Source organism: Pseudoxanthomonas mexicana, assembly GCF_014397415.1.
GTDB classification, from domain to species: Bacteria; Pseudomonadota; Gammaproteobacteria; order Xanthomonadales; family Xanthomonadaceae; genus Pseudoxanthomonas_A; species Pseudoxanthomonas_A mexicana.
On record NZ_CP060731.1, the window covers coordinates 3,670,227 to 3,688,940 of the forward strand.

The following is an 18,714-nucleotide window of genomic DNA, read 5'->3' on the forward strand; positions in this document are numbered from 1 at the left end:
CATGCGCTTCGACATGCCGAACGTCCTTGGATAGTCAGACGAAGAGGTCATTCCCAGCACCGGTCGGCACGGCCCTTCAGGGTCTCGGCACGGGTGCAGGTGCGCTCTTCGATGCGGCCTTCCGCATGCTCGACAAGCTGCTTGCCGGCGGCTCCGCCATCGACAAGGTCGAAGGCATCGTAGAGACGGCCTGTCGCCGTGCGGGCTTCGTAACGCAGGCGCGGCCCGTCGAAGCGCAGTACCTGGAACAACTGGGTGTCCTCGGCGACCGGCCGCATGGTCTTGCGCGCCTCCTCGGAGAGCCGGTACTGCTTGGCGCCGGTGACCGACACGACGAACACCGGCGTCGGCGCTTCATTCTTCAGGCGGCCGTAGACGTGGTCGTGGCCCTGCAGCACCAGGTCCACCTTGCGCTTGCGGATCACCGGCAGCAGGTGCTGGCGCAGCAGCACGTTGTCGCGCCCTTCGCGCGGGGAGAAGAACGGCTGATGGGTCAGCACGATGCTCCAGCGGTGCGGATTCGACGCCAGCGCCTGGTCCAGCCAGGCGGCCTGCGCCTTCGCCGTGCCCAGGTCGAGCGCGGAGGTGCCATCGATCACGACCACGCGCACGTCCTGGTAGTCGAACCAGTACGTCGTGCGCCGGGCCTGCGCCACGCCATTGCCCGGCAGCGCGAAGGTCACCGGCCAGTGCGCGCCCAGCACGCGGCGCTCCTGCGGCGTGTCCTCGAACTCCTCGAAGTATTCGTGATTGCCCGGCGCCGGCGCCACGACGAGCGAGGTCGGCAACACCTCGTTGGCTTCGAACCACTCGCCCCACTCGTTGTCGTCCTCGCCATCGCCGCCGCTGACCAGGTCGCCGGCAAACAGGGCCAGGCGCGCCTCCGGTGCCGCGCGCATCGCTTCGCGCACCACCCGTGTGGTCAGGCTGACGTTCTTGTTCTGGGTGTCGCCGAAGTACAGCAGCGTGAGCGGCGCAGTCGCCGCGGCCGCCGTGCGGGTGTGATGCCAGGCGCTCCAGGTGCGGTCGCCCTGTACGCGCCAGGCGTACAGGGTGTCGGGCTGCAGGCCGTCGACGTCCGCGCGATGGTGGTGGGCTTCGCCGTTCTCGGTCTTCAGCGGCCTACTGGTCGCCTCGATCCGGCGCGGCTCGCCCATGTCGGGCGAGTCGCCTGCCACGACGATCTCCAACTGCGGCGCAGCGACACCGGCATCGGTGCGCCACGCCACCGAGAAACCGGTGGACGCATCCTGCGCCGGCGAGGCCACGATGCGGTCGGGGAAGCCGATCGGCGCATAGCGCACCACTCCCTGCGGCACGCGCGTGTTCGGTTCGGGCTGGCGCACTCCCTGTGCGGACGCCGTCGCGCAGGTCGCCAGCAGCACGACGGCCAGCAGCCGCCTCATTCCTGCATCCCCTGCACGCTTCATTCGGCCGCGCACTCCGGCAGCGACAGTGCCCTGGCGATGTCGCGCCAGTCGAACGCCGACACCGCCTGATCGTCGTCGACCGCGTAAAACACGCCCTGCGGGAAGCGCGCATCGGCGCTCTGGTCCAGCCACACACCGTCGGTGTTCGCGGTCCTGTTGCCGGCGAACGCACCCTTGTGGGCCAGTGTCTTGCGATCGAACACATGGAACACGCTGCGGTCCTTGAACTGGTCGGTCGCGATCCAGTAACCGGTGCCGTCCGCGCACTGCGCCAGCGCCATGCCCTCGGCCTGCGCCTTGAACAGGTCCGCGCCGATATCGCGCCCGCGGTAGCTGCCGTCCAGCCCGTACTCGCGCAGGCGCGTGCCGACGGCGACATCCTCCTCCGCCAGCAGCAGACGGTCGTTCGCCGCATCGCCGAACACGGATTCCGCGATGCGGATCGCGCCGGCCTCGCCGGTGTCGCCGAACGTGCCGGCCAGCGTGGCCTTCCAGCCGCCTTCGGCGCGCTGCAGGTGATACCGCTTGAAGCGCTGGCCCAGGTCGGCCAGCGGCGGCGGCAGGTCCTCGTTCTGCGGCGACATGTAGTTGTCGCTGACGATCACCTCGTAGGCGTCCTTCTGCGGACGGACCCACAGGCCGTACGGCTGCTTCAGGTCGTCCGCACCGAACACGAGCAACGGCGTGAAGTCCGGCAGCTGGAAGACCTGCACGCGCCGGTTGTCGCGCTCGACCACCAGCACCAGGTCGTCGATCACGGCGATGCCGTTCGGCCGCTGCATCTGGCCCAGCGCGCTGCCTGGCCCGGACACCGTGCGCAACGGCTTGCCCGTGCTGCCGTCGTAGACGACCAGGCGGTGCGTGTCCTTGGCGGTGGCGATCAGCCAGCGCGTCCCATCGGGCGCGCGCCAACCGGCAGGCGAATCAACGTTCTCCGCCGGCGTCGCGGGGGTGATGAAGGCTTCCGGCACCACGACGTGGGCAATCTTCGCCTCGCTCAGCAGCGGATCCTTCTCAACGTTCTCGTCGGGCTCTTTCTCGCGCGCAGGCGCCTGTGTCACCGGGTCGGCCGCAACCGGCGCATCGGGCTTGCCGCCGCAGGCGGCCAGCAGGAGAGGGAGGGCAAGCAGGACGAGACGTGGTTTCACCGGGTTCCCCATGACATGTAGGCGTCAACAAACTGCCATGTTCTACGCAGGCGTGATGACATTTTCGTGTCAGCGCACTGCACGCAACTACCTGTCATCGGGTGGGAACCTGCCTGTCATGTGGCCGCCATGTGACGTGCTTACAAAGTGCCGTTTACTTTCGTCACGGGGACGACACACATGAAACGCAATGCCTTGGCCGCCTCGCTCGCGCAGGCGCTGTTCTGCGCTGCCCTGCTTCCGGCCAGCCTCGCTGCCTCCGCCCAGAACCAGGCGCCGGACGCGGGCACCGCAGGCGATCCCAAGCAACTGGACACGGTGGTGGTGCAGGCCGAGATCGCCTACCGCGACCGCACCGACGACATCGCGCCGACCCTGGTCTACGACCTGGAGTATTTCCAGCGCTTCGAACCGAACACCGTGGGCGACATGCTCAAGCGCGTGCCGGGCGTGGGCTTCGTCGGCTCGGACATCATGGAATACGACGGCGTGCAGCTGCGCGGCCTGGGCGGCGGCTATACGCAGGTGCTGATCAACGGCAAGAAGGTGCCGGGCGCCGGCGACGACCGTTCGTTCTATGTCGACCGCATCCCCGCGGAGATGGTGGACCACATCGAGATCAAGCGCAGCGCCAGCGCCAACCGCAGCGGCGATGCGATGGCCGGCGCGATCAACATCGTGCTGCGCGACGCCTACGAGTTCACCGGCAGCTACATCCGCGTCGGCGTGAACCGCTGGGACGATCGCGAGATCAACCCGACCTTCGGTGCCGTGACCTCGTTCGAGGCGCTCGGCGGGCGCCTGCTGGCCGGCGTGAACGTGCAGGACCGCTACCGCGCCAAGACCAAGCGCTCGGACCGCTTCACCGACAGTACGCGTAAAGAGAAGGTCAGCTGGGAAGACCAGACCGAGGTCAAGGACGGCCGCGACTACTCGGCCAACCTGTCGTACACCGCGGACGTGGGCGACACCGGACGCTTCAGCATCGACGGCTTCTATGTGAAGACCGATCGCGATGTCACCGAGGTGTCGTTCGAAGAAGAACTGGACGACGACGAGACCGTCAACATCCGCGTGCCGGGCCGCGACCCGTACGACCAGAAGAACTACGGCATCGGCGCGGAGTACACGTTCGACATGGCCGGCGGCAGCACCGCCGTGAGTGTGGACCATGCCCGCTTCGAGAACTCGCAGGCCACCACGGAAGGCGAGCAGGTTTACGTCAGCGGTGCGGAGAACTGGGACGACACCTGGAGCATCCCGGCGGACGCGGAGTGGGACGAAACCGTCTATGAAGCCGAATCCGTCACCGCCAAGGACGCCGAAACCGGCTTCCGGCTGACCCATGCGCGCCCGCTAGGCGGCGCCGAACTGGAGTTCGGCGTGGACTACCGCACCAAGAAGCGTGAAGGCCTGCTGGTCACGTACGAGTGGGAGGCCGAGGAGGAAGGCCAGACTCCGGCGTCCCTGGCGGACTACGACCTGGACGGCAGCGTGGCTTCGGTGATCGAGGAAAAGCGCCTGGACCCGTACATCATGCTCAGCGGCAAGGGCGACGCTTTCTCGTGGGAAGCCGGCCTGCGTTACGAGACCACCAAGTCCGAGGTCGAGTATCTCGAGGATGACGAAAGCGAAGGCCGCGTCAGCAAGGACTACAACGAACTGCTGCCGTCGGTGAACCTGCGCTGGAACCTGGGCGATGCCGACCGCATCAGCCTGTCGCTGGCCAAGACCATCAAGCGCCCGAACTTCAACGAACTGCTGCCGGCGTTGCTGGATGGCGAGTTCGGCGACAACGACTACATCGGCAACCCGGAACTGGACCCGGAGACCGCCAATGGCCTGGACCTCGGCTTCGAACACCGCCTCGGTCGCAAGGGCGTGGTCGGCGTGAACTTCTTCTACCGCGACGTGAAGGACCTGATCGAGATCGTCAACACCGGTGTGCCCAGCGAAGAGATGCAGGACACCTGGGAAGAGATGATCGAGGACGGCGACGCCGTCGACCTGGCCGACGCGATGGCCCAGGAACCGGCGTCGAGCTGGCTGTACACGTCCTCCAACGTCGGCGACGGCAAGGTCTACGGCTTCGAATTCGACGTGTCCACGCCGCTGTCGGCGATCGGCCTGGAGAACACCGGCATCTTCGCCAACTACTCGTGGGTCAAGTCCAAGGTGGACGACTTCCTGGGCGAGCGCCGCTTCAACGACCAGGCCAAGTCCGTCTACAACATCGGCTTCATCCACGACCTGCCGACCCTGGGCGCCAGCTTCGGCGCGACCTACCGCAAGCAGGGTGACGCCTACGCACGCGTACTGGGCGAGGAAGCTCTCATCCGCTACGGCGGCGAACTGGACGTCTTCGTCGAGAAGCGCTTCGGCACGAATGTCTCCGTGCGCCTGAGCGCCAACAACCTGCTGGATGCGAGCAAGGATGAGTTCTTCGACAAGTTCGACACCCTGCAGGACCAGATCGACCGTGACTATGACGAGTACGAGCTGGAAACCGAAGAGGCCGGCCCGAGCTACCAACTGGTCATGCGCTGGGCGTTCTGATCTGCAACAGCCTCGCGATCCACGCAGGAAGCCGGCCCACGCCGGCTTTCTGCTTTGTGGGTTACCGCGGATTGATGCAGACTTCCCGCATCGCCAGCCGCCCTGCCCTCGCCATGAAGACCGTCGAAGTCCGCCACCCTCTCGTCCAGCACAAGATCGGCCTGCTGCGGAATGCCGGCCTCAACACCAAGGATTTCCGCGAACTGGTGACCGAACTGGGCACGCTGCTGGCCTACGAGGCGACGGCCGACCTGGAGCTGACCAGCGAGACCATGGCGGGCTGGGCGGGTCCGGTGCAGGTGAAGAAGATCGCCGGCGCCAAGATCACCCTGGTGCCCATCCTGCGCGCCGGCCTGGGCATGCTGCCCGGCGTGCTCGCGCTGATCCCCACCGCGCGCGTCAGCGTGGTGGGCCTGCAGCGCGACGAGGAGACGCTGCAGCCCGTGCCCTACTTCGAAAAGCTGACCGGGCGGCTGGAGGAGCGCGATGCGCTGATCCTGGACCCGATGCTGGCCACCGGCGGCACCCTGATCGCGACCATCGACATGCTCAAGCGCGCCGGGGCGAAACGGATCAAGGGCATCTTCCTGGTCGCCGCTCCCGAGGGCCTGAAGGCGCTGGAAGCTGTGCATCCCGATGTCGAGGTCTACACCGCGGCCATCGACGAACGCCTCAACGACAAGGGTTACATCCTGCCGGGGCTCGGCGATGCCGGCGACCGCATCTTCGGCACTCGGATCGGCTGAAACCCCGCTGTTGTGGGAGCGACGTCAGTCGCGACCGCAAGCCGCCGCGTCGCGACTGACGTCGCTCCCACCGCCTTACCCGGTTATGCGGCCAGCGGGCGCGCGTGCAGTTCGGCGACCTCGTGCGCCACACCGAACTTGCCCTTCTCGTCGCGGGTCACCTGCGCCAGCGCGCAGCCCGGGTCGTGGGTGAAGAACAGGTGGACGTTGCGCGCCAGCTTGTCTTCCAGGAAGGCGCGCTTCTCGTCGATCAGCAGTTCGGCGTTGCGGTCGTAGCCCATGGTGATGGGCACGTGCACCCAGGAGCGGCCGGGGATCAGGTCGGCGCAGAACACCACGCCGCCGTGCGGCTGGTCGTCGATGCGTTCGGCGCCGACGATTTCGGCCAGCATCAGTCCGGGCGTATGACCGTCGCTGAAGCTGAAACGGACCGCGTCGCCCAGCGCGAGCGAGTATTCGCCCGACACGAGTTCCAGCCGTCCACTGGCTTCCAGCAGCGGCTGAAGTTCCGGGATGAAACTGGCGCGGTCTCGCGGGTGCGGCTTCAGCGCACGCTGCCAATGCTCGGCGCCGACGATGAAAGTCGCGTTCGGGAACAGCAGCTCCGGCGCCCGCCCTTCCTGCCACGGTGCCAGCAGGCCGCCGGCGTGGTCGAAGTGGAGGTGGCTGAGCACCACCACGTCGATGTCCTCGTGCGAGAAGCCGGCCGCGCGCAGCGAATCCAGCAGCACGTGGCGGTCTTCCTGCACGCCGAAGCGTGCGCGCAGCTTCGGCTCGAAGAACGCGCCGATGCCGGTCTCGAACAGCACCGTCTTGCCGTTGAGCGGCTGCGCCAGCAGCGTGCGGCAGGCCAGCTCGATGCGGTTCTCCGCATCGGGCGGCGACCATTTTTCCCACATGGCGCGCGGCGCGTTGCCGAACATCGCGCCGCCATCGAGTTTCTGGGAATTGCCCAGCAGCGACCAGAGTTTCATGGCCCGGATTCTACGCCTCTCAGCGCGACGGGGCCGACTCGACGACCTTGGCGGCGCCGACCGGATTGCGCGGGTCGCTGCCCCCCATCAGGGTGTTGGTGGCCTTGTCCCACTCCACCGTCTGCAGGTTGCCCCAGACATGGCTGGAACCGCGACCGCCCTGTGCGGCGTTGCCCGGCACCTTGAACCTGTGGCCCATCGCCTCCAGCGTCTGCTGCGTACCGGGGCTAAGTGCGTCGGTCTCCATCTCGATCAGGTCCGGCATCCACTGGTGGTGGAAGCGCGGCAGCGCGGCGACCGCCTGCGGTTCCAGTCCCGCGTCGTAGCCCAGGATGCCCAGCAGCACCATGGTGATAATGCGGCTGCCACCCGGCGTACCCAGCACGGCGACCTTCTGCGGCGACTCCAGGAAGGTCGGCGTCATCGAACTGAGCATGCGCTTGCCGGGCTTGGGCGCATTGGCGTCGTAGCCCATCACGCCGAACGCGTTCGGCGTGCCGGGTTTCAGCGCGAAGTCGTCCATCTCGTTGTTCAGCAGCACGCCCGTGCCCGGCGGGATCAGGCCCGAGCCATACAGCAGGTTGACGGTCTGCGTGCCGGCGACGCGGTTGCCCTCGGCGTCGATGATGGAGAAGTGGGTGGTTTCCTCATCCTCCAGCGGCGTCTGCTGGCCCGACAGCTGGTCGCTGGGCGTCGCCTTCTGCGGGTTGATCGTCGCGCGCAGGCCGGCCGCGTAGTACGGGCTGGTCAGCGTCTTCATCGGGATCCGCACGAAATCCGGATCGCCCAGATAGAACGTGCGATCGCGGAATGCGCGGCGCATCGACTCGACGATCAGGTGCGTGCGCTGCGCCTCGTCGAGCTTCGACAGGTCGTAGGCGTCCAGGATCTGCAGCATCTGCGTCAGCGCCACGCCACCGGACGACGGCGGCGGCGCGGTGGTCACCTTCCAGTCGTTGTACTGGAACGTCAGCGGCTCACGCTCGCGTACCGTGTAGCCGGCCAGTTCCTTCGCCGTCCACTGCCCGCCTTCGGCTTTCACGCCGGCCAGCAGGCGCTTCGCGGTTTCGCCCTTGTAGAAACCGTCGAAGCCCTGTGCAGCCAGGCGTTCCAGCGTGCGCGCCAGGTCCGGCTGCCTGAAGAGGTCGCCTTCCTTGATCGGCTGTCCGTTCGCGAGGAAGACCGCGCGCGTGCCCTTGTACCGTTCCATCACCTCGCGGCGCGCCTGGTAGCCACGCGCCATGCGCGCATAGACCGGGAAGCCTTCGCGCGCAGTACGGATCGCGGGCGCCAGCGATGTCTTCAACGGCAACCTGCCGTACTTCTCCGCCAGGTGGACGAAGGCGGCCGGCAGGCCGGGGATACCGGCGGCCCAGGGGCCGTTTTCTGCGCGGTCGCGGTTGAACTCTCCGTTCGGCAGCAGGTACTTGTCCGGCGTCGCAGCCGCGGGCGCGGTTTCGCGCGCATCGATGAAGACGTCCTTGCCGGTCTTGCCGTCGTGCAGCAGGAAGAATCCGCCGCCGCCCAGGCCGGAACTGATCGGCTCCACCACCGACAGCGTGGACGATACCGCGATGGCCGCGTCGAAGGCGTTGCCGCCCTGCGCGATGACATCCAGTCCCGCCTGCGTGGCGAGCGTGTGCGCGCTGGCGATGGCGACGCCGGGCGGATGCGCCGGGGCGGACGGACGGACGGCGTCGGCCGCCGGTGCGGCGGGCACGAACGCGACGAGCAACAGCAGGGCGAACAGATGGCGCTGGATCACGATCTCTCCTGGACGATAACCGGGACGGAACACCGCCAGCGGAGCGGATCAGCCGGCCTGCAGCCGCAGCATCTTCGCCAGCAGTGCTTCGTGGGTCTCAGGATACGCCGGATCGGGATCGATGCACTCCACCGGGCACACGACGACACATTGCGGTTCGTCATGATGGCCGACGCATTCGGTGCAGCGCGCCGGATCGATCACGTAGATCGTCTCGCCCATCGAGATGGCCTGGTTGGGACAGGCCGGCTCGCAGACATCGCAATTGACGCAGAGCTCGTTGATCTTGAGGGACATCTTTTTCCGTCATTCCCGCGAAAGCGGGAACCCAGTGACTTTCGACGCGGCATTCGTCGGAAATACCAAACCCGGCGTCCAGTCGCTGCAGGCTGGCTGCCATGCGCGGCTGAAAGTCACTGGATCCCCGCCTGCGCGGGGATGACCTTCCGGCAGAGGCGTGGCCGCCATGCGGCGGCCACGCGCCGGAAGGTCACTTGGCTTCGACGAACACGTATTCGGCGCCGCTCGGCGCCACCGCGGTCTTCACGCGCTCGCTGTCCTCGGCCTTGCCGATGAACAGGATGCGCACACCCTTGAAGGTGTCGGCTTCCACGCCGGCGAACGCGGCCACGGCCAGGTCCGCGATCTTGACGCTGGACGGCGAACCGAACGCAATCAGGTTGCCGCTGGTCACGCCACGCGCCACCGCGCCCTTGGCCTGCTCCAGCTGACGGCCGTACTTGGCCTCGAACTCCGGATCGGTCTCGGCCGGCAGGTAGTAGACGTACGGAGTGTTGGTGATCGTGCCCATGTTGGCGTCGACCACCTTGCTCAGGTATTCCTTCCACGGGCCGTCTTCGGTCGTGGTCGGCGCCACCAGGGCGACTTCGGCCGGCTCGGCCGGGGCTTCGTCCTGCTTCTTGCACGCCGCGAACGGCAGCACGAGGCAGGCGGTCAGCAGCATGCGGGTTGCGATCTTCTTCATGGGTGTTCCCCCTCCTGTTGGATCTGTTGTCGGAATGCGGGCGCTCAGGCGTCCTTCTGTGACTGCCATTGTGCCTTGAGCGCGGCAACCACCGCCGGCGGCACGAAACCGGACACGTCGCCGCCCAGGCGCGCGATCTCGCGCACCAGCGACGAGGAAATGAAGCCGTACTGCTCGGCGGGCGTGAGGAACAGCGTTTCCACCTCGGGAATCAGGTGGCGGTTCATGCTGGCCAGCTGGAACTCGTACTCGAAGTCGGACACGGCGCGCAGGCCGCGCAGCAGTACGCCGCCGCCGACCTCCTTCACGAAATGGGCCAGCAGCCCGTCGAAGCCGCGCACCTCCACGTGGGGGTGCCGGGCCACCGCGTCGCGCGCCAGCGCCACGCGCTGGGCCAGCGGCAGCGCCGGGCCCTTGCCCGGGCTTTCGGCCACGCCGATGATCACCCGCTCGAACAGCGGCGCAGCGCGGTCGATCAGGTCGATATGACCGTTGGTGATGGGGTCGAACGTGCCGGGATACACCGCCGTCCGGTTGCGTGCCACAGTCATTCAGTCGTCGCCGGCGAATCGTCGTGGCGCAGTGTACCAGCGCCCTGCGGGGCCGGGGCGCGGTACAGGGCGTAGCGCACGTCGCGCGTCTGGCCTTCGCGATGCAGGGCCCAGCCCGGGGGCACGGGTGGCACCGTCCCGGCCGGCGATTCCACGTAGACCCACGCATCCGTCGCCAGGCGCGGCTGCAGCGCCGCCAGCGCCGGTTCCCACAGTCCGTCGGCGAACGGCGGGTCCAGGAAGACCAGATCGAAGGTCGCCTGCTGTCCTGCCAGCCACGCCAGCGCGTCCTGCGCCACCACCGTCGCCTGGGCGCCCAGGCGCACGCACGCGTCGCGCAGCGCGGCCGCCAGGCCGGGGTCGCGCTCCACCAGGGTGGCGTGTGCGGCTCCCCGGGACAGGGCCTCCAGCCCCAACGCGCCGGTCCCGGCGAACAGGTCCAGCACCCGCGCGCCCGGCAGCACCGGCATCAGCCAGTTGAACAGGGTCTCGCGCACGCGGTCGCTGCTGGGGCGCAGGCCGGGACGATCGGGCACCGCCAGCTTCGTGCCCCGCCAGCGGCCACCGATGATCCGCACCTGGCCGGTTCCGCGCGGCGCGGAGGCGGGGGCTGGAGGGGAGCGGCGGGGGCTGCGGGACATCGGCACGGCGGTGATGGGAGTTCCCCATGATACGTCCCCGCACAGCGCGCACGGTTGAGAAAGCCGGACCCGGCCCATACACCGGACCCCATCGGCCGCAGTCTGCGGCCTTCCAACCGATCCACGGAGTACCACCACGATGACCACCGAAACCCGCAAGGAAACACTGGGCTTCCAGGCCGAAGTGAAGCAGCTGCTGCAGCTGATGATCCACTCGCTGTACTCGAACAAGGAGATCTTCCTGCGCGAGCTGGTCTCCAACGCCGCCGACGCCGCCGACAAGCTGCGGTTCGAGGCGTTGAAGGACCCGAAGCTGCTGGAGGAAGACCCCAGCGTGCGCATCCGCATCGGCTTCGACGCCGACGCGCGCACGATCACCATCGACGACAACGGCATCGGCATGAGCCGCGACGAGGCCGTCGCGCACCTGGGCACCATCGCCAAGTCCGGCACGGGCGAGTTCCTGCGCGCCCTCAGCGGCGACCAGAAGAAGGACGCCAACCTGATCGGCCAGTTCGGCGTGGGCTTCTACAGCGCCTTCATCGTGGCCGACCGCGTGGACGTGTTCAGCCGTCGCGCCGGCCTGCCCGCCAGCGAGGGCGTGCACTGGTCCAGCGCGGGCGAAGGCGATTTCGAGGTGGCCACGGTCGAGAAGGCGGAGCGCGGCACGCGCATCGTGCTGCACCTGAAGGAAGGCGAGGAAGGCTTCGCCGACGGCTGGAAGCTGCGCGGCATCATCAAGAAGTACTCCGACCACGTCGGCCTGCCCATCGAGATGCCGAAGGAGCACCACGGCGAAGACAAGCCCGCGGCGCCCGAATGGGAGGCCGTCAACAAGGCCAGCGCGCTGTGGACGCGACCCAAGGCGGAGATCAAGGACGAGGAGTACACCGAGTTCTACAAGCACATCGCCCACGACTTCACCGACCCGGTGGCGTGGAGCCACAACAAGGTCGAAGGCAAGCTGGAGTACACCTCGCTGCTGTACGTGCCGGGCCGCGCACCGTTCGACCTGTACCACCGCGACGGCGCCAAGGGCCTGAAGCTGTACGTGCAGCGCGTCTTCATCATGGACCAGGCCGAACAGTTCCTGCCGCTGTACCTGCGCTTCCTGCGCGGCGTGGTGGATTCGTCGGACCTCTCGCTCAACGTCTCGCGCGAGATCCTGCAGTCGGGCCCGGTGGTCGATTCGATGCGCTCGGCGCTGACCAAGCGCGCGCTCGACATGCTGGAGAAGCTGAGCAAGGACAAGCCGGAGGGCTACAAGGCGTTCTGGAGGAATTTCGGCCAGGTGCTGAAGGAAGGCCCGGCCGAGGACTACGGCAACCGCGAGAAGATCGCCGGCCTGCTGCGCTTCGCCTCCACCCACGACGCCTCCGGCGAACCCAGCGTGGCGCTGGCCGATTACGTGGCGCGCATGAAGGAAGGCCAGGACCGGATCTACTACCTCACCGGCGATGCGTACGTGCAGGTGAAGGACAGTCCGCACCTGGAGATCTTCCGCAAGAAGGGCATCGAGGTGCTGCTGCTCACCGACCGCATCGACGAGTGGATGATGGGCTACCTGAGCGAGTTCGACGGCAAGTCCTTCGCCGACGTCGCCCGCGGCGACCTGGACCTGGGCGCGCTGGACAGCGAGGACGAGAAGAAGGCCCAGGAGGAAACCGCCAAGGCCAAGGAAGCGCTGGTGGAACGCCTGAAGACGGTGCTGGGCCTGGACGTGGCGGACGTGCGCGTCTCCCACCGCCTGACCGATTCGCCCGCCATCCTGGCCATGGGCCAGGGCGACCTGGGCGTGCAGATGCGCCAGTTGCTGGAGGCCAGCGGCCAGCAGGTGCCGGAGAGCAAGCCGGTGTTCGAGTTCAACCCCGACCACCCGCTGATCGCCCGGCTGGACGCCGAGAGCGACGCCAACCGCTTCAACAGCCTGACCCGCGTGCTGTTCGACCAGGCCGCGCTCGCCGCAGGCGAGAGCCTCAAGGACCCGGCCAGCTACGTGAAGCGGCTCAATGCGCTGCTGCTGGAATTGTCGGCCTGAAGGACCCCTTCTCCCCGCATGCGGGGAGAAGGTGCCCGAAGGGCGGATGAGGGGCGAACGGAGAGGCGGGAAGCGAGACGTTTCGTGCGCTGAAGAGCGTGTCACTCGACAGGGCATCGGTTATTGCCGCATCCCGGCTCCGCCAGCCCCTCACCCGCCTTCGGGCAACCTCTCCACGTAAACGCGGAGCGGGAAAGCTCACATGGATGCCGGCGTTACGCGCTTACATCCAGCAAACCGCCCAGCGTCTGGTCCGCGACCTTCAGCACGAACACGTTGGCGCCGGCCATCGCCTTGTAGGTCAGCGTGGCGGCCACGTCCTCAAGCGGCGGTGCCGGATCGGGGGGTGCCTCCGCCACGGCCGCCGAAACGCCACCCGTCGGGCCGGCCGACAGCACCACCGTCTGCCGCGCGGCGTCCGGCGTGGCCAGGTTGGCGACGTTGTGGGCCGCGGCCTGCATGCCCAGCGCGGCGGCGCGCAGGCCGGAGGTGGCGATGCCGGCGATGGGGGTCATGCGATGACTCCAGAGGGTTTCCAGCCTCGATATCGGCCACCGCCGGCCCCACTTTAGCCCGGCGTCCACGGTCTGCCGACAGGCCGGTGGTAGCATGTCGCCCTCTTCGAGATACCCCCTGAAATGATCGGTTTTTTCCGCCGCAAGAAGCCCCAGGACGGCCCGGACGCCGCCCAGACCCGCCCCAGTACCGAGGAACTCGCCGCCGCCTTCCCGCGCGCGCCGGGCGAAGCGCTGCCGGCGGACACGAACCCCGCTTCCGACCGGGTGGCGGAGGCACCGGCGCCCGCATCGGCGGTGGCCAGCGTCGAGGCCGCACCGGTGGCCTCGCCCGTCGCGCCTGCCCTGCCGGCCGAAGACCGGGAATCCGCCGATGCGGTTCCCGCGGCCGCGGCGGGCAAGTCCGGCTGGCGTGACCGCCTGCGCCGCACCAGCGCCGCGCTGGGGCTGGCCGGCCTGTTCACGCGCAATCCGCGCCTGGACGACGACCTGCTGGACGAGATCGAAACCGCACTGCTGACCGCCGACGTGGGCGTACCCGCCACCACGGCGATCATCGAGAACCTGCGCAAGCGGATGAAGGAACGCGAGTTCGCCGATGCGCAGGCGCTGCTGAAGGCCCTGCGCACCGACCTGATCGCGCTGATCGCGCCGGTGGCCAAGCCGCTGGTGATCGATGCTTCGCGCAAGCCCTTCGTCGTGCTCACCGTCGGCGTCAATGGCGTGGGCAAGACCACCACCATCGGCAAGCTGGCGCGCCGCTTCAAACAGGATGGCCACAGCCTGATGCTGGCCGCTGGCGACACCTTCCGCGCAGCGGCCGTCGCCCAGCTGCAGACCTGGGGCGAACGCAACGGCGTGCCCGTGGTCGCGCAGGGCCAGGATGCGGATGCCGCGTCGGTCGCGTTCGATGCATTGCAGTCGGCCAGGTCGCGCGGCTTCGACGTGCTGATCGCCGACACCGCGGGCCGGCTGCACACCCAGACCGGCCTGATGAACGAACTGGGCAAGATCCGCCGCGTGCTGGGCAAGATCGACGACACCGCGCCGCACGAGGTGCTGATGGTCATCGACGGCACCACCGGGCAGAACGCGCTCTCGCAGCTGCGCCAGTTCCACGCCGCCGTCGGCGTCACCGGCCTGGTGGTCACCAAGCTCGACGGTACGGCGAAGGGCGGCGTGGTGTTCGCGCTGGCGCGCGAGTTCGGCATCCCCATCCGCTATGCCGGCATAGGTGAACGCGTGGAAGACCTGCGCGTGTTCGATGCCGAAGCGTTCGTCGATGCATTGCTGCCGGAAGCGCTGGGTGGCGGCTGACTGCAGGTCCACCGCGGTCGTGGGAGCGACGTCAGTCGCGATCGACCACCGCGATGGCGTCATCGCGACTGACGTCGCTCCCACGGATCGTCCCGCGTGAGCAGCGCCATCCCCTTCGCCCAGCGCCTGCTGGCCTGGTTCGATCGCCACGGTCGCCACGACCTGCCCTGGCAGCATCCGCGCACGCCGTATCGCGTATGGCTGTCGGAAATCATGCTGCAGCAGACGCAGGTGGCAACGGTCATTCCGTACTTCCTGCGTTTCATCGAGCGCTTCCCCACCCTGCCTGATCTCGCCGCGGCCTCCACCGACGACGTGATGGCGCATTGGGCCGGGCTGGGCTACTACGCCCGAGCGCGCAACCTGCACACGGCCGCGAAAGCCTGCGTGAACGGGCACCGCGGCGAGCTGCCGCGCGACATCGAGGCCTTGCACGCGCTGCCGGGGATCGGTCGCAGCACCGCCGGCGCGATCCTGTCGCAGGCCTGGAACGACCGGTTCGCCATCCTCGACGGCAACGTCAAGCGCGTGCTGGCCCGCTTTCATGGCATTGCGGGATGGCCCGGGTTACCGGCGGTGGAAAAACAGCTGTGGGCACTGGCGGAACAGCACCTGCGCGACGTACCCGACGGCCGCCAGGCCGACTACACCCAGGCGCAGATGGATTTCGGCGCCACCCTGTGCACGCGCGCCAGGCCGGCCTGCGCCGTGTGTCCACTGCAGGACGACTGCGTGGCGCGCCGTGAAGGCCTGGTCGACGCGCTGCCCACGTCGAAGCCGTCGAAGCAGCTGCCCGAGCGCGAGGCCACCGCGCTGTGGCTGGAGAATCCCGCCGGCGACATCCTGCTGCAACGGCGCCCGGAAACCGGCATCTGGGCCTCGTTGTGGACGCTGCCGCAGGCCGATACCGATGCGGACATGCGCGACTGGTTCGCGCGGGAGGCGAAGGGCGACTACGACGCGGCCGAGACGCTGCCGGTGGTGGTGCACACCTTCAGCCACTACCGCCTGTACCTGCAGCCGCTGCGGCTGCGCAAGGTCGCCCTGCGCGAGCGGGTGCGCGACAATGACGGCCCCGTATCCAGTACGGGGCAAGCTCTGCGCTGGGTCGCGCGCGGCGAACTCGCCACGCTGGGCCTGCCGGCGCCCATCCGCAAACTGCTAGGAAATTGACCGATGGCCCGCACCGTCTTCTGCCAATACGAACAACGCGAAACGGAAGGGCTGGATTTCGTGCCTTACCCCGGCGAACTGGGCAAGCGCATCTTCGCCAACGTCGGCAAGCCCGCCTGGGCGGCATGGCTGGCGCACCAGACCATGTTGATCAACGAGAACCGGCTGTCGCCGCGCGATCCCAAGCACCGCGCCTTCCTGGAGACGGAACTGGAGAAGTTCCTGTTCGGCGGCGGCGCGGAGAAGCCGGCGGGCTACGTGCCCACGCCGTAGGGCGCATGGCGGCGCTTCAGGACTTTGTTTCGCGCTCCACGGCCGACGCCTCGCGCAGTTCCTTCTCGCTCGCCCGCAAGGCCTTCACGTCGAGGGGGCGGATGGTCTGGATGCGGCAGGGGATCTTGATGCTGGAAGTGCCGGCGCCCAGCGGCAGCACGTCGTCGAAGCGCGCCGACACGCGGTTGCCGAACTGGGTGATGCTGATGGCCATGGCGTACTCCAGGTCCGGGCAGCGGCCACTCAGTTCCAGCAGATAGGCTTCGCTGGGCTTGGTCCAGACGGCCAGGGCGGCGTCGCCCAGGGGGCTCCAGCCGTTGAGGGTGCCGAAGTAGCGGAAATCCTTGACGGGTTCGCCGGCGTGATCGCGGTAGAGGGCCAGCTTTTCGGTGGTGCTCAGCTTGGGGCCGGTGGCGCAGCCCGCCAGCAGGGTGGCGGCCAGCAGGGCCAGGGGGATCAGGCGCTTCATGGGGCGGACTCCTGTCTTTCCGGTGGGGCTTTCGACAACGCAGATGATGCGCCGGTGGTGGACAGGTGGCGCGCGGCGGCCGGTGCCACGTTCAGCCCGGGTGCGGCTTGCCATCCCCCGCGCCGATCCGTATCATCTGCGGCCTTCGCACCGGCTCGGCCGTCCTGCGACAGATCCTGGCCTGGTAGCTCAGTTGGTAGAGCAGCGGATTGAAAATCCGCGTGTCGGTGGTTCGAATCCGCCCCGGGCCACCATATCGAATCCGGAAGGCCTGCAGCGATGCAGGCCTTTTGCGTATCCGTCGCCACCCTCGCCTCTTGCGGCGCAGCGCTACCCTCTCCGCCTCCCGAGCCCTCCGGTCCCCATGTCCGAGCCCATCCGCCTTGCCAAGCGCGTTGCAGAACTGACCGGTTGCTCACGCAGCGAAGCCGAGCAGTACATCGAAGGTGGCTGGGTCACGGTGGATGGCGAAACGGTCGAAGCGCCGCAGCACCCCGTCACCGACGAGCGGGTGGAGATCGATCCGGCGGCCGAACTCGGCGCCGCCGAGCCCGCCACGCTGCTGCTGCACAAGCCCGAAGGCGTCACGTGGCAAGACGCGGCTGCGCTGGCGACGCCGGCCACGCACATGGCAGGCGACGACAGCGGCGTGCGTCCCTTGAAACGCCACCTGCACCGCCTCACCGCGCTGGTGCCGCTGGATACCGAGGCCAGCGGCCTGATGGTGCTCAGCCAGGACGGGCGCGTGTGGCGCCGCCTGAGCGAGGACTATGCGCAGATCGAGCAGGAGTTCCTGGTGGAAGTCCGCGGTGAACGCGGGCCGTACACGCTCAGCCGCATCGGCCACGCGGTCACCTATCAGGGCCGCGGCCTGGCGCCGTGCAAGGTCAGTTGGCAGAACGAGGTGCGGTTGCGGTTCGCCATCAAGGACGTGCAACCCGGCGAGCTGCGCCACCGCTGCCGCGAAGGCGGGCTGGAGGTGGTGTCGATCCGCCGCCTCCGGATCGGCCGCGTCGCCTTGGCGAAGGTGCCGGTGGGCCAGTGGCGCTACCTTCCCCCGGGCACGCGCTTCTAGGAGCGCCCCGGCCCCCGCGGCGACCGATGTTCTGAATCGCCGCGGGTTCGGTAGACATCTCCCCGTCACTCCTCGCGGCCATCGGAGGCAGACATGCAGGGGAAACGACATGCCGTTGACTCCCGCGGCATGCAGCCTGCCTTGACCCGACCGTGACTTACGACCCACGACACTGGGAGCCTCACCAGCAAGACTCGGCCCCATGTACCCGGATACTCCCCCGACATCCGTGTCCTACCGCTACGGCCTGGCCACCTTCATCAAGGTGCAGGAAGGCGCGCGGGACGCATTCATCGACGTGCTGGGCGAAGTGGCCACCGTCGCCTGCCAGACGCCCGGATGCCTGGATTACATCATCAGCCTGGTACCCGGCGAACCGCATGGCGTCTTCGTCACCGAGTTCTGGCGCAGCATCGACGACCAGCGCGGCGCGCTGCACCGGCCCGAGATCGTCGCCCTGATCGAGCGCTGTTCGCCCCTGATCGACCGTGTCGAACAGAGGGCCCTGGAGCCCGTGGCCTGACGCCACCGGCGCTGCGCACTTACGGCTTCGGCGCGTCCGGCTTCGGAATATCCGCCTTCGGCGCACGACCCGAACCGATCATCGCCACCGCCCGCAGTTCCACCACCGCGCCCGGCGACAGCAAGGCCGACGTGCCCACGGCGCTCCATGCCGGATAGTGCGAGGGGAAGAACTCGTGGTGGATCGGCGCGAAACGCGCGAACTCGTCCTGGAACCCGGCCGCATCGGTCGGCCCCGTGTGGAACGTGGTCAGCTCCACCACGTCCGCATACGTCGCACCCGCCTGCGCCAGGTCCTTGCCCAGCGCCACGAACATGCGCCGCACCTTCTCTTCGTAGGTGCCGGGCCCGGCGGCGGGAATGCCCGACACGATGACCATCTGGCCCACCTTTACCACCGGCGTGTAGTGCCAGTCGTGATAGGCGGCCTCGTGCCCGGGACGGGCGAAATGCTCGCGCGTGGGGGCTTCCTGCGCGAAGGCAGGCAGGGTGCAAAGCGACAGCAGCAGGCAGCTCGGGCGCAGCGGCATGGCATT

19 protein-coding genes and 1 tRNA gene are annotated in these 18,714 nt (G+C 68.1%); 9 read left to right on the top strand and 11 right to left on the bottom strand.

Going from position 1 to position 18,714, the window contains the following annotated elements; all coding sequences use genetic code 11:
- Positions 1-47: 47 nt before the first annotated feature.
- Both IAE60_RS17165 and IAE60_RS17170 read right to left on the bottom strand, forming a co-directional pair.
- A complete protein-coding gene (locus IAE60_RS17165) occupies positions 48-1,430 on the bottom strand; it encodes a purple acid phosphatase family protein (protein ID WP_187573164.1) in 1,383 nt (460 codons plus the stop codon).
- Positions 1,427-2,542, bottom strand: coding sequence for a phytase (locus IAE60_RS17170; RefSeq protein ID WP_425504479.1), 1,116 nt, complete (start codon positions 2,540-2,542; stop codon positions 1,427-1,429). Before IAE60_RS17170 ends, IAE60_RS17165 begins: the two co-directional genes overlap by 4 nt.
- A 216-nt stretch (positions 2,543-2,758) precedes the next feature.
- On the opposite strand from IAE60_RS17170, the gene IAE60_RS17175 reads away from it, so the two are divergent.
- Positions 2,759-5,134, top strand: coding sequence for a TonB-dependent receptor plug domain-containing protein (locus IAE60_RS17175; protein ID WP_187573166.1), 2,376 nt, complete (start codon positions 2,759-2,761; stop codon positions 5,132-5,134).
- A 113-nt stretch (positions 5,135-5,247) separates the two neighbouring features.
- Entirely contained in the window at positions 5,248-5,880 is a 633-nt protein-coding gene (gene upp / locus IAE60_RS17180) for a uracil phosphoribosyltransferase (RefSeq protein ID WP_185896747.1), read from the top strand.
- An 83-nt stretch (positions 5,881-5,963) separates the two neighbouring features.
- Here upp and IAE60_RS17185 read toward each other — a convergent pair whose 3' ends face one another.
- The 6 genes from IAE60_RS17185 to rsmD all read right to left on the bottom strand — a co-directional run bounded on the left by IAE60_RS17185 (position 5,964) and on the right by rsmD (position 10,796).
- A complete protein-coding gene (locus tag IAE60_RS17185; protein WP_187573167.1) occupies positions 5,964-6,854 on the bottom strand; it encodes an MBL fold metallo-hydrolase in 891 nt (296 codons plus the stop codon).
- 19 nt (positions 6,855-6,873) lie between these two features.
- A complete protein-coding gene (ggt, locus tag IAE60_RS17190) occupies positions 6,874-8,619 on the bottom strand; it encodes a gamma-glutamyltransferase (RefSeq protein ID WP_244966602.1) in 1,746 nt (581 codons plus the stop codon).
- A 48-nt stretch (positions 8,620-8,667) separates the two neighbouring features.
- Positions 8,668-8,916, bottom strand: a complete 249-nt coding sequence (locus tag IAE60_RS17195) for a YfhL family 4Fe-4S dicluster ferredoxin (RefSeq protein ID WP_055940809.1) — start codon at positions 8,914-8,916, stop codon at positions 8,668-8,670.
- Positions 8,917-9,109: 193 nt separating this feature from the next.
- The gene (locus IAE60_RS17200) at positions 9,110-9,604 is read right to left on the bottom strand and encodes a hypothetical protein (protein WP_187573168.1); all 495 of its coding nucleotides are present in this window, start codon (positions 9,602-9,604) and stop codon (positions 9,110-9,112) included.
- 44 nt (positions 9,605-9,648) lie between these two features.
- A complete protein-coding gene (gene coaD / locus IAE60_RS17205; protein ID WP_187573169.1) occupies positions 9,649-10,155 on the bottom strand; it encodes a pantetheine-phosphate adenylyltransferase in 507 nt (168 codons plus the stop codon).
- Positions 10,152-10,796: a 16S rRNA (guanine(966)-N(2))-methyltransferase RsmD gene (gene rsmD, locus IAE60_RS17210; protein WP_187573170.1), complete on the bottom strand. Its 645-nt coding sequence runs from the start codon at positions 10,794-10,796 to the stop codon at positions 10,152-10,154. The genes coaD and rsmD overlap by 4 nt, the downstream gene beginning before the upstream one ends.
- A 139-nt stretch (positions 10,797-10,935) precedes the next feature.
- Between rsmD and htpG the strand changes: the two genes are divergently transcribed.
- Positions 10,936-12,834 carry a molecular chaperone HtpG gene (htpG, locus tag IAE60_RS17215; protein WP_187573171.1) on the top strand — a complete coding sequence of 633 codons (1,899 nt, stop codon included), beginning with the start codon at positions 10,936-10,938 and terminating at the stop codon, positions 12,832-12,834.
- Positions 12,835-13,049: 215 nt separating this feature from the next.
- On the opposite strand, the gene IAE60_RS17220 is transcribed toward htpG, so the two are convergent.
- Positions 13,050-13,349, bottom strand: coding sequence for a hypothetical protein (locus IAE60_RS17220; protein WP_187573172.1), 300 nt, complete (start codon positions 13,347-13,349; stop codon positions 13,050-13,052).
- Positions 13,350-13,472: 123 nt separating this feature from the next.
- On the opposite strand from IAE60_RS17220, the gene ftsY reads away from it, so the two are divergent.
- The 3 genes from ftsY (at position 13,473) to IAE60_RS17235 (ending at position 16,112) form a co-directional block, all read left to right on the top strand.
- Positions 13,473-14,666, top strand: a complete 1,194-nt coding sequence (gene ftsY / locus IAE60_RS17225; RefSeq protein ID WP_187573173.1) for a signal recognition particle-docking protein FtsY — start codon at positions 13,473-13,475, stop codon at positions 14,664-14,666.
- A 96-nt stretch (positions 14,667-14,762) separates the two neighbouring features.
- Complete coding sequence (mutY, locus tag IAE60_RS17230) at positions 14,763-15,839, top strand: A/G-specific adenine glycosylase (RefSeq protein WP_187573174.1); 1,077 nt, start codon at positions 14,763-14,765, stop codon at positions 15,837-15,839.
- A gap of 3 nt (positions 15,840-15,842) precedes the next feature.
- Positions 15,843-16,112 carry an oxidative damage protection protein gene (locus tag IAE60_RS17235; RefSeq protein ID WP_162110163.1) on the top strand — a complete coding sequence of 90 codons (270 nt, stop codon included), beginning with the start codon at positions 15,843-15,845 and terminating at the stop codon, positions 16,110-16,112.
- A gap of 16 nt (positions 16,113-16,128) precedes the next feature.
- On the opposite strand, the gene IAE60_RS17240 is transcribed toward IAE60_RS17235, so the two are convergent.
- Positions 16,129-16,581 carry a DUF6491 family protein gene (locus IAE60_RS17240; protein ID WP_162110164.1) on the bottom strand — a complete coding sequence of 151 codons (453 nt, stop codon included), beginning with the start codon at positions 16,579-16,581 and terminating at the stop codon, positions 16,129-16,131.
- Between the two features lie 178 nt (positions 16,582-16,759).
- On the opposite strand from IAE60_RS17240, the gene IAE60_RS17245 reads away from it, so the two are divergent.
- The 3 genes from IAE60_RS17245 (at position 16,760) to IAE60_RS17255 (ending at position 18,179) form a co-directional block, all read left to right on the top strand.
- Positions 16,760-16,835: transfer RNA gene (locus IAE60_RS17245), tRNA-Phe, on the top strand.
- Between the two features lie 110 nt (positions 16,836-16,945).
- On the top strand, positions 16,946-17,656 hold the full coding sequence (locus IAE60_RS17250) for an rRNA pseudouridine synthase (RefSeq protein ID WP_187573175.1): 711 nt from the start codon (positions 16,946-16,948) through the stop codon (positions 17,654-17,656).
- A 202-nt stretch (positions 17,657-17,858) separates the two neighbouring features.
- The gene (locus tag IAE60_RS17255; protein ID WP_187573176.1) at positions 17,859-18,179 is read left to right on the top strand and encodes an antibiotic biosynthesis monooxygenase family protein; all 321 of its coding nucleotides are present in this window, start codon (positions 17,859-17,861) and stop codon (positions 18,177-18,179) included.
- A 19-nt stretch (positions 18,180-18,198) separates the two neighbouring features.
- Here IAE60_RS17255 and IAE60_RS17260 read toward each other — a convergent pair whose 3' ends face one another.
- Positions 18,199-18,708, bottom strand: a complete 510-nt coding sequence (locus IAE60_RS17260; protein ID WP_187573177.1) for a Rid family hydrolase — start codon at positions 18,706-18,708, stop codon at positions 18,199-18,201.
- Positions 18,709-18,714 lie beyond the last annotated feature (6 nt).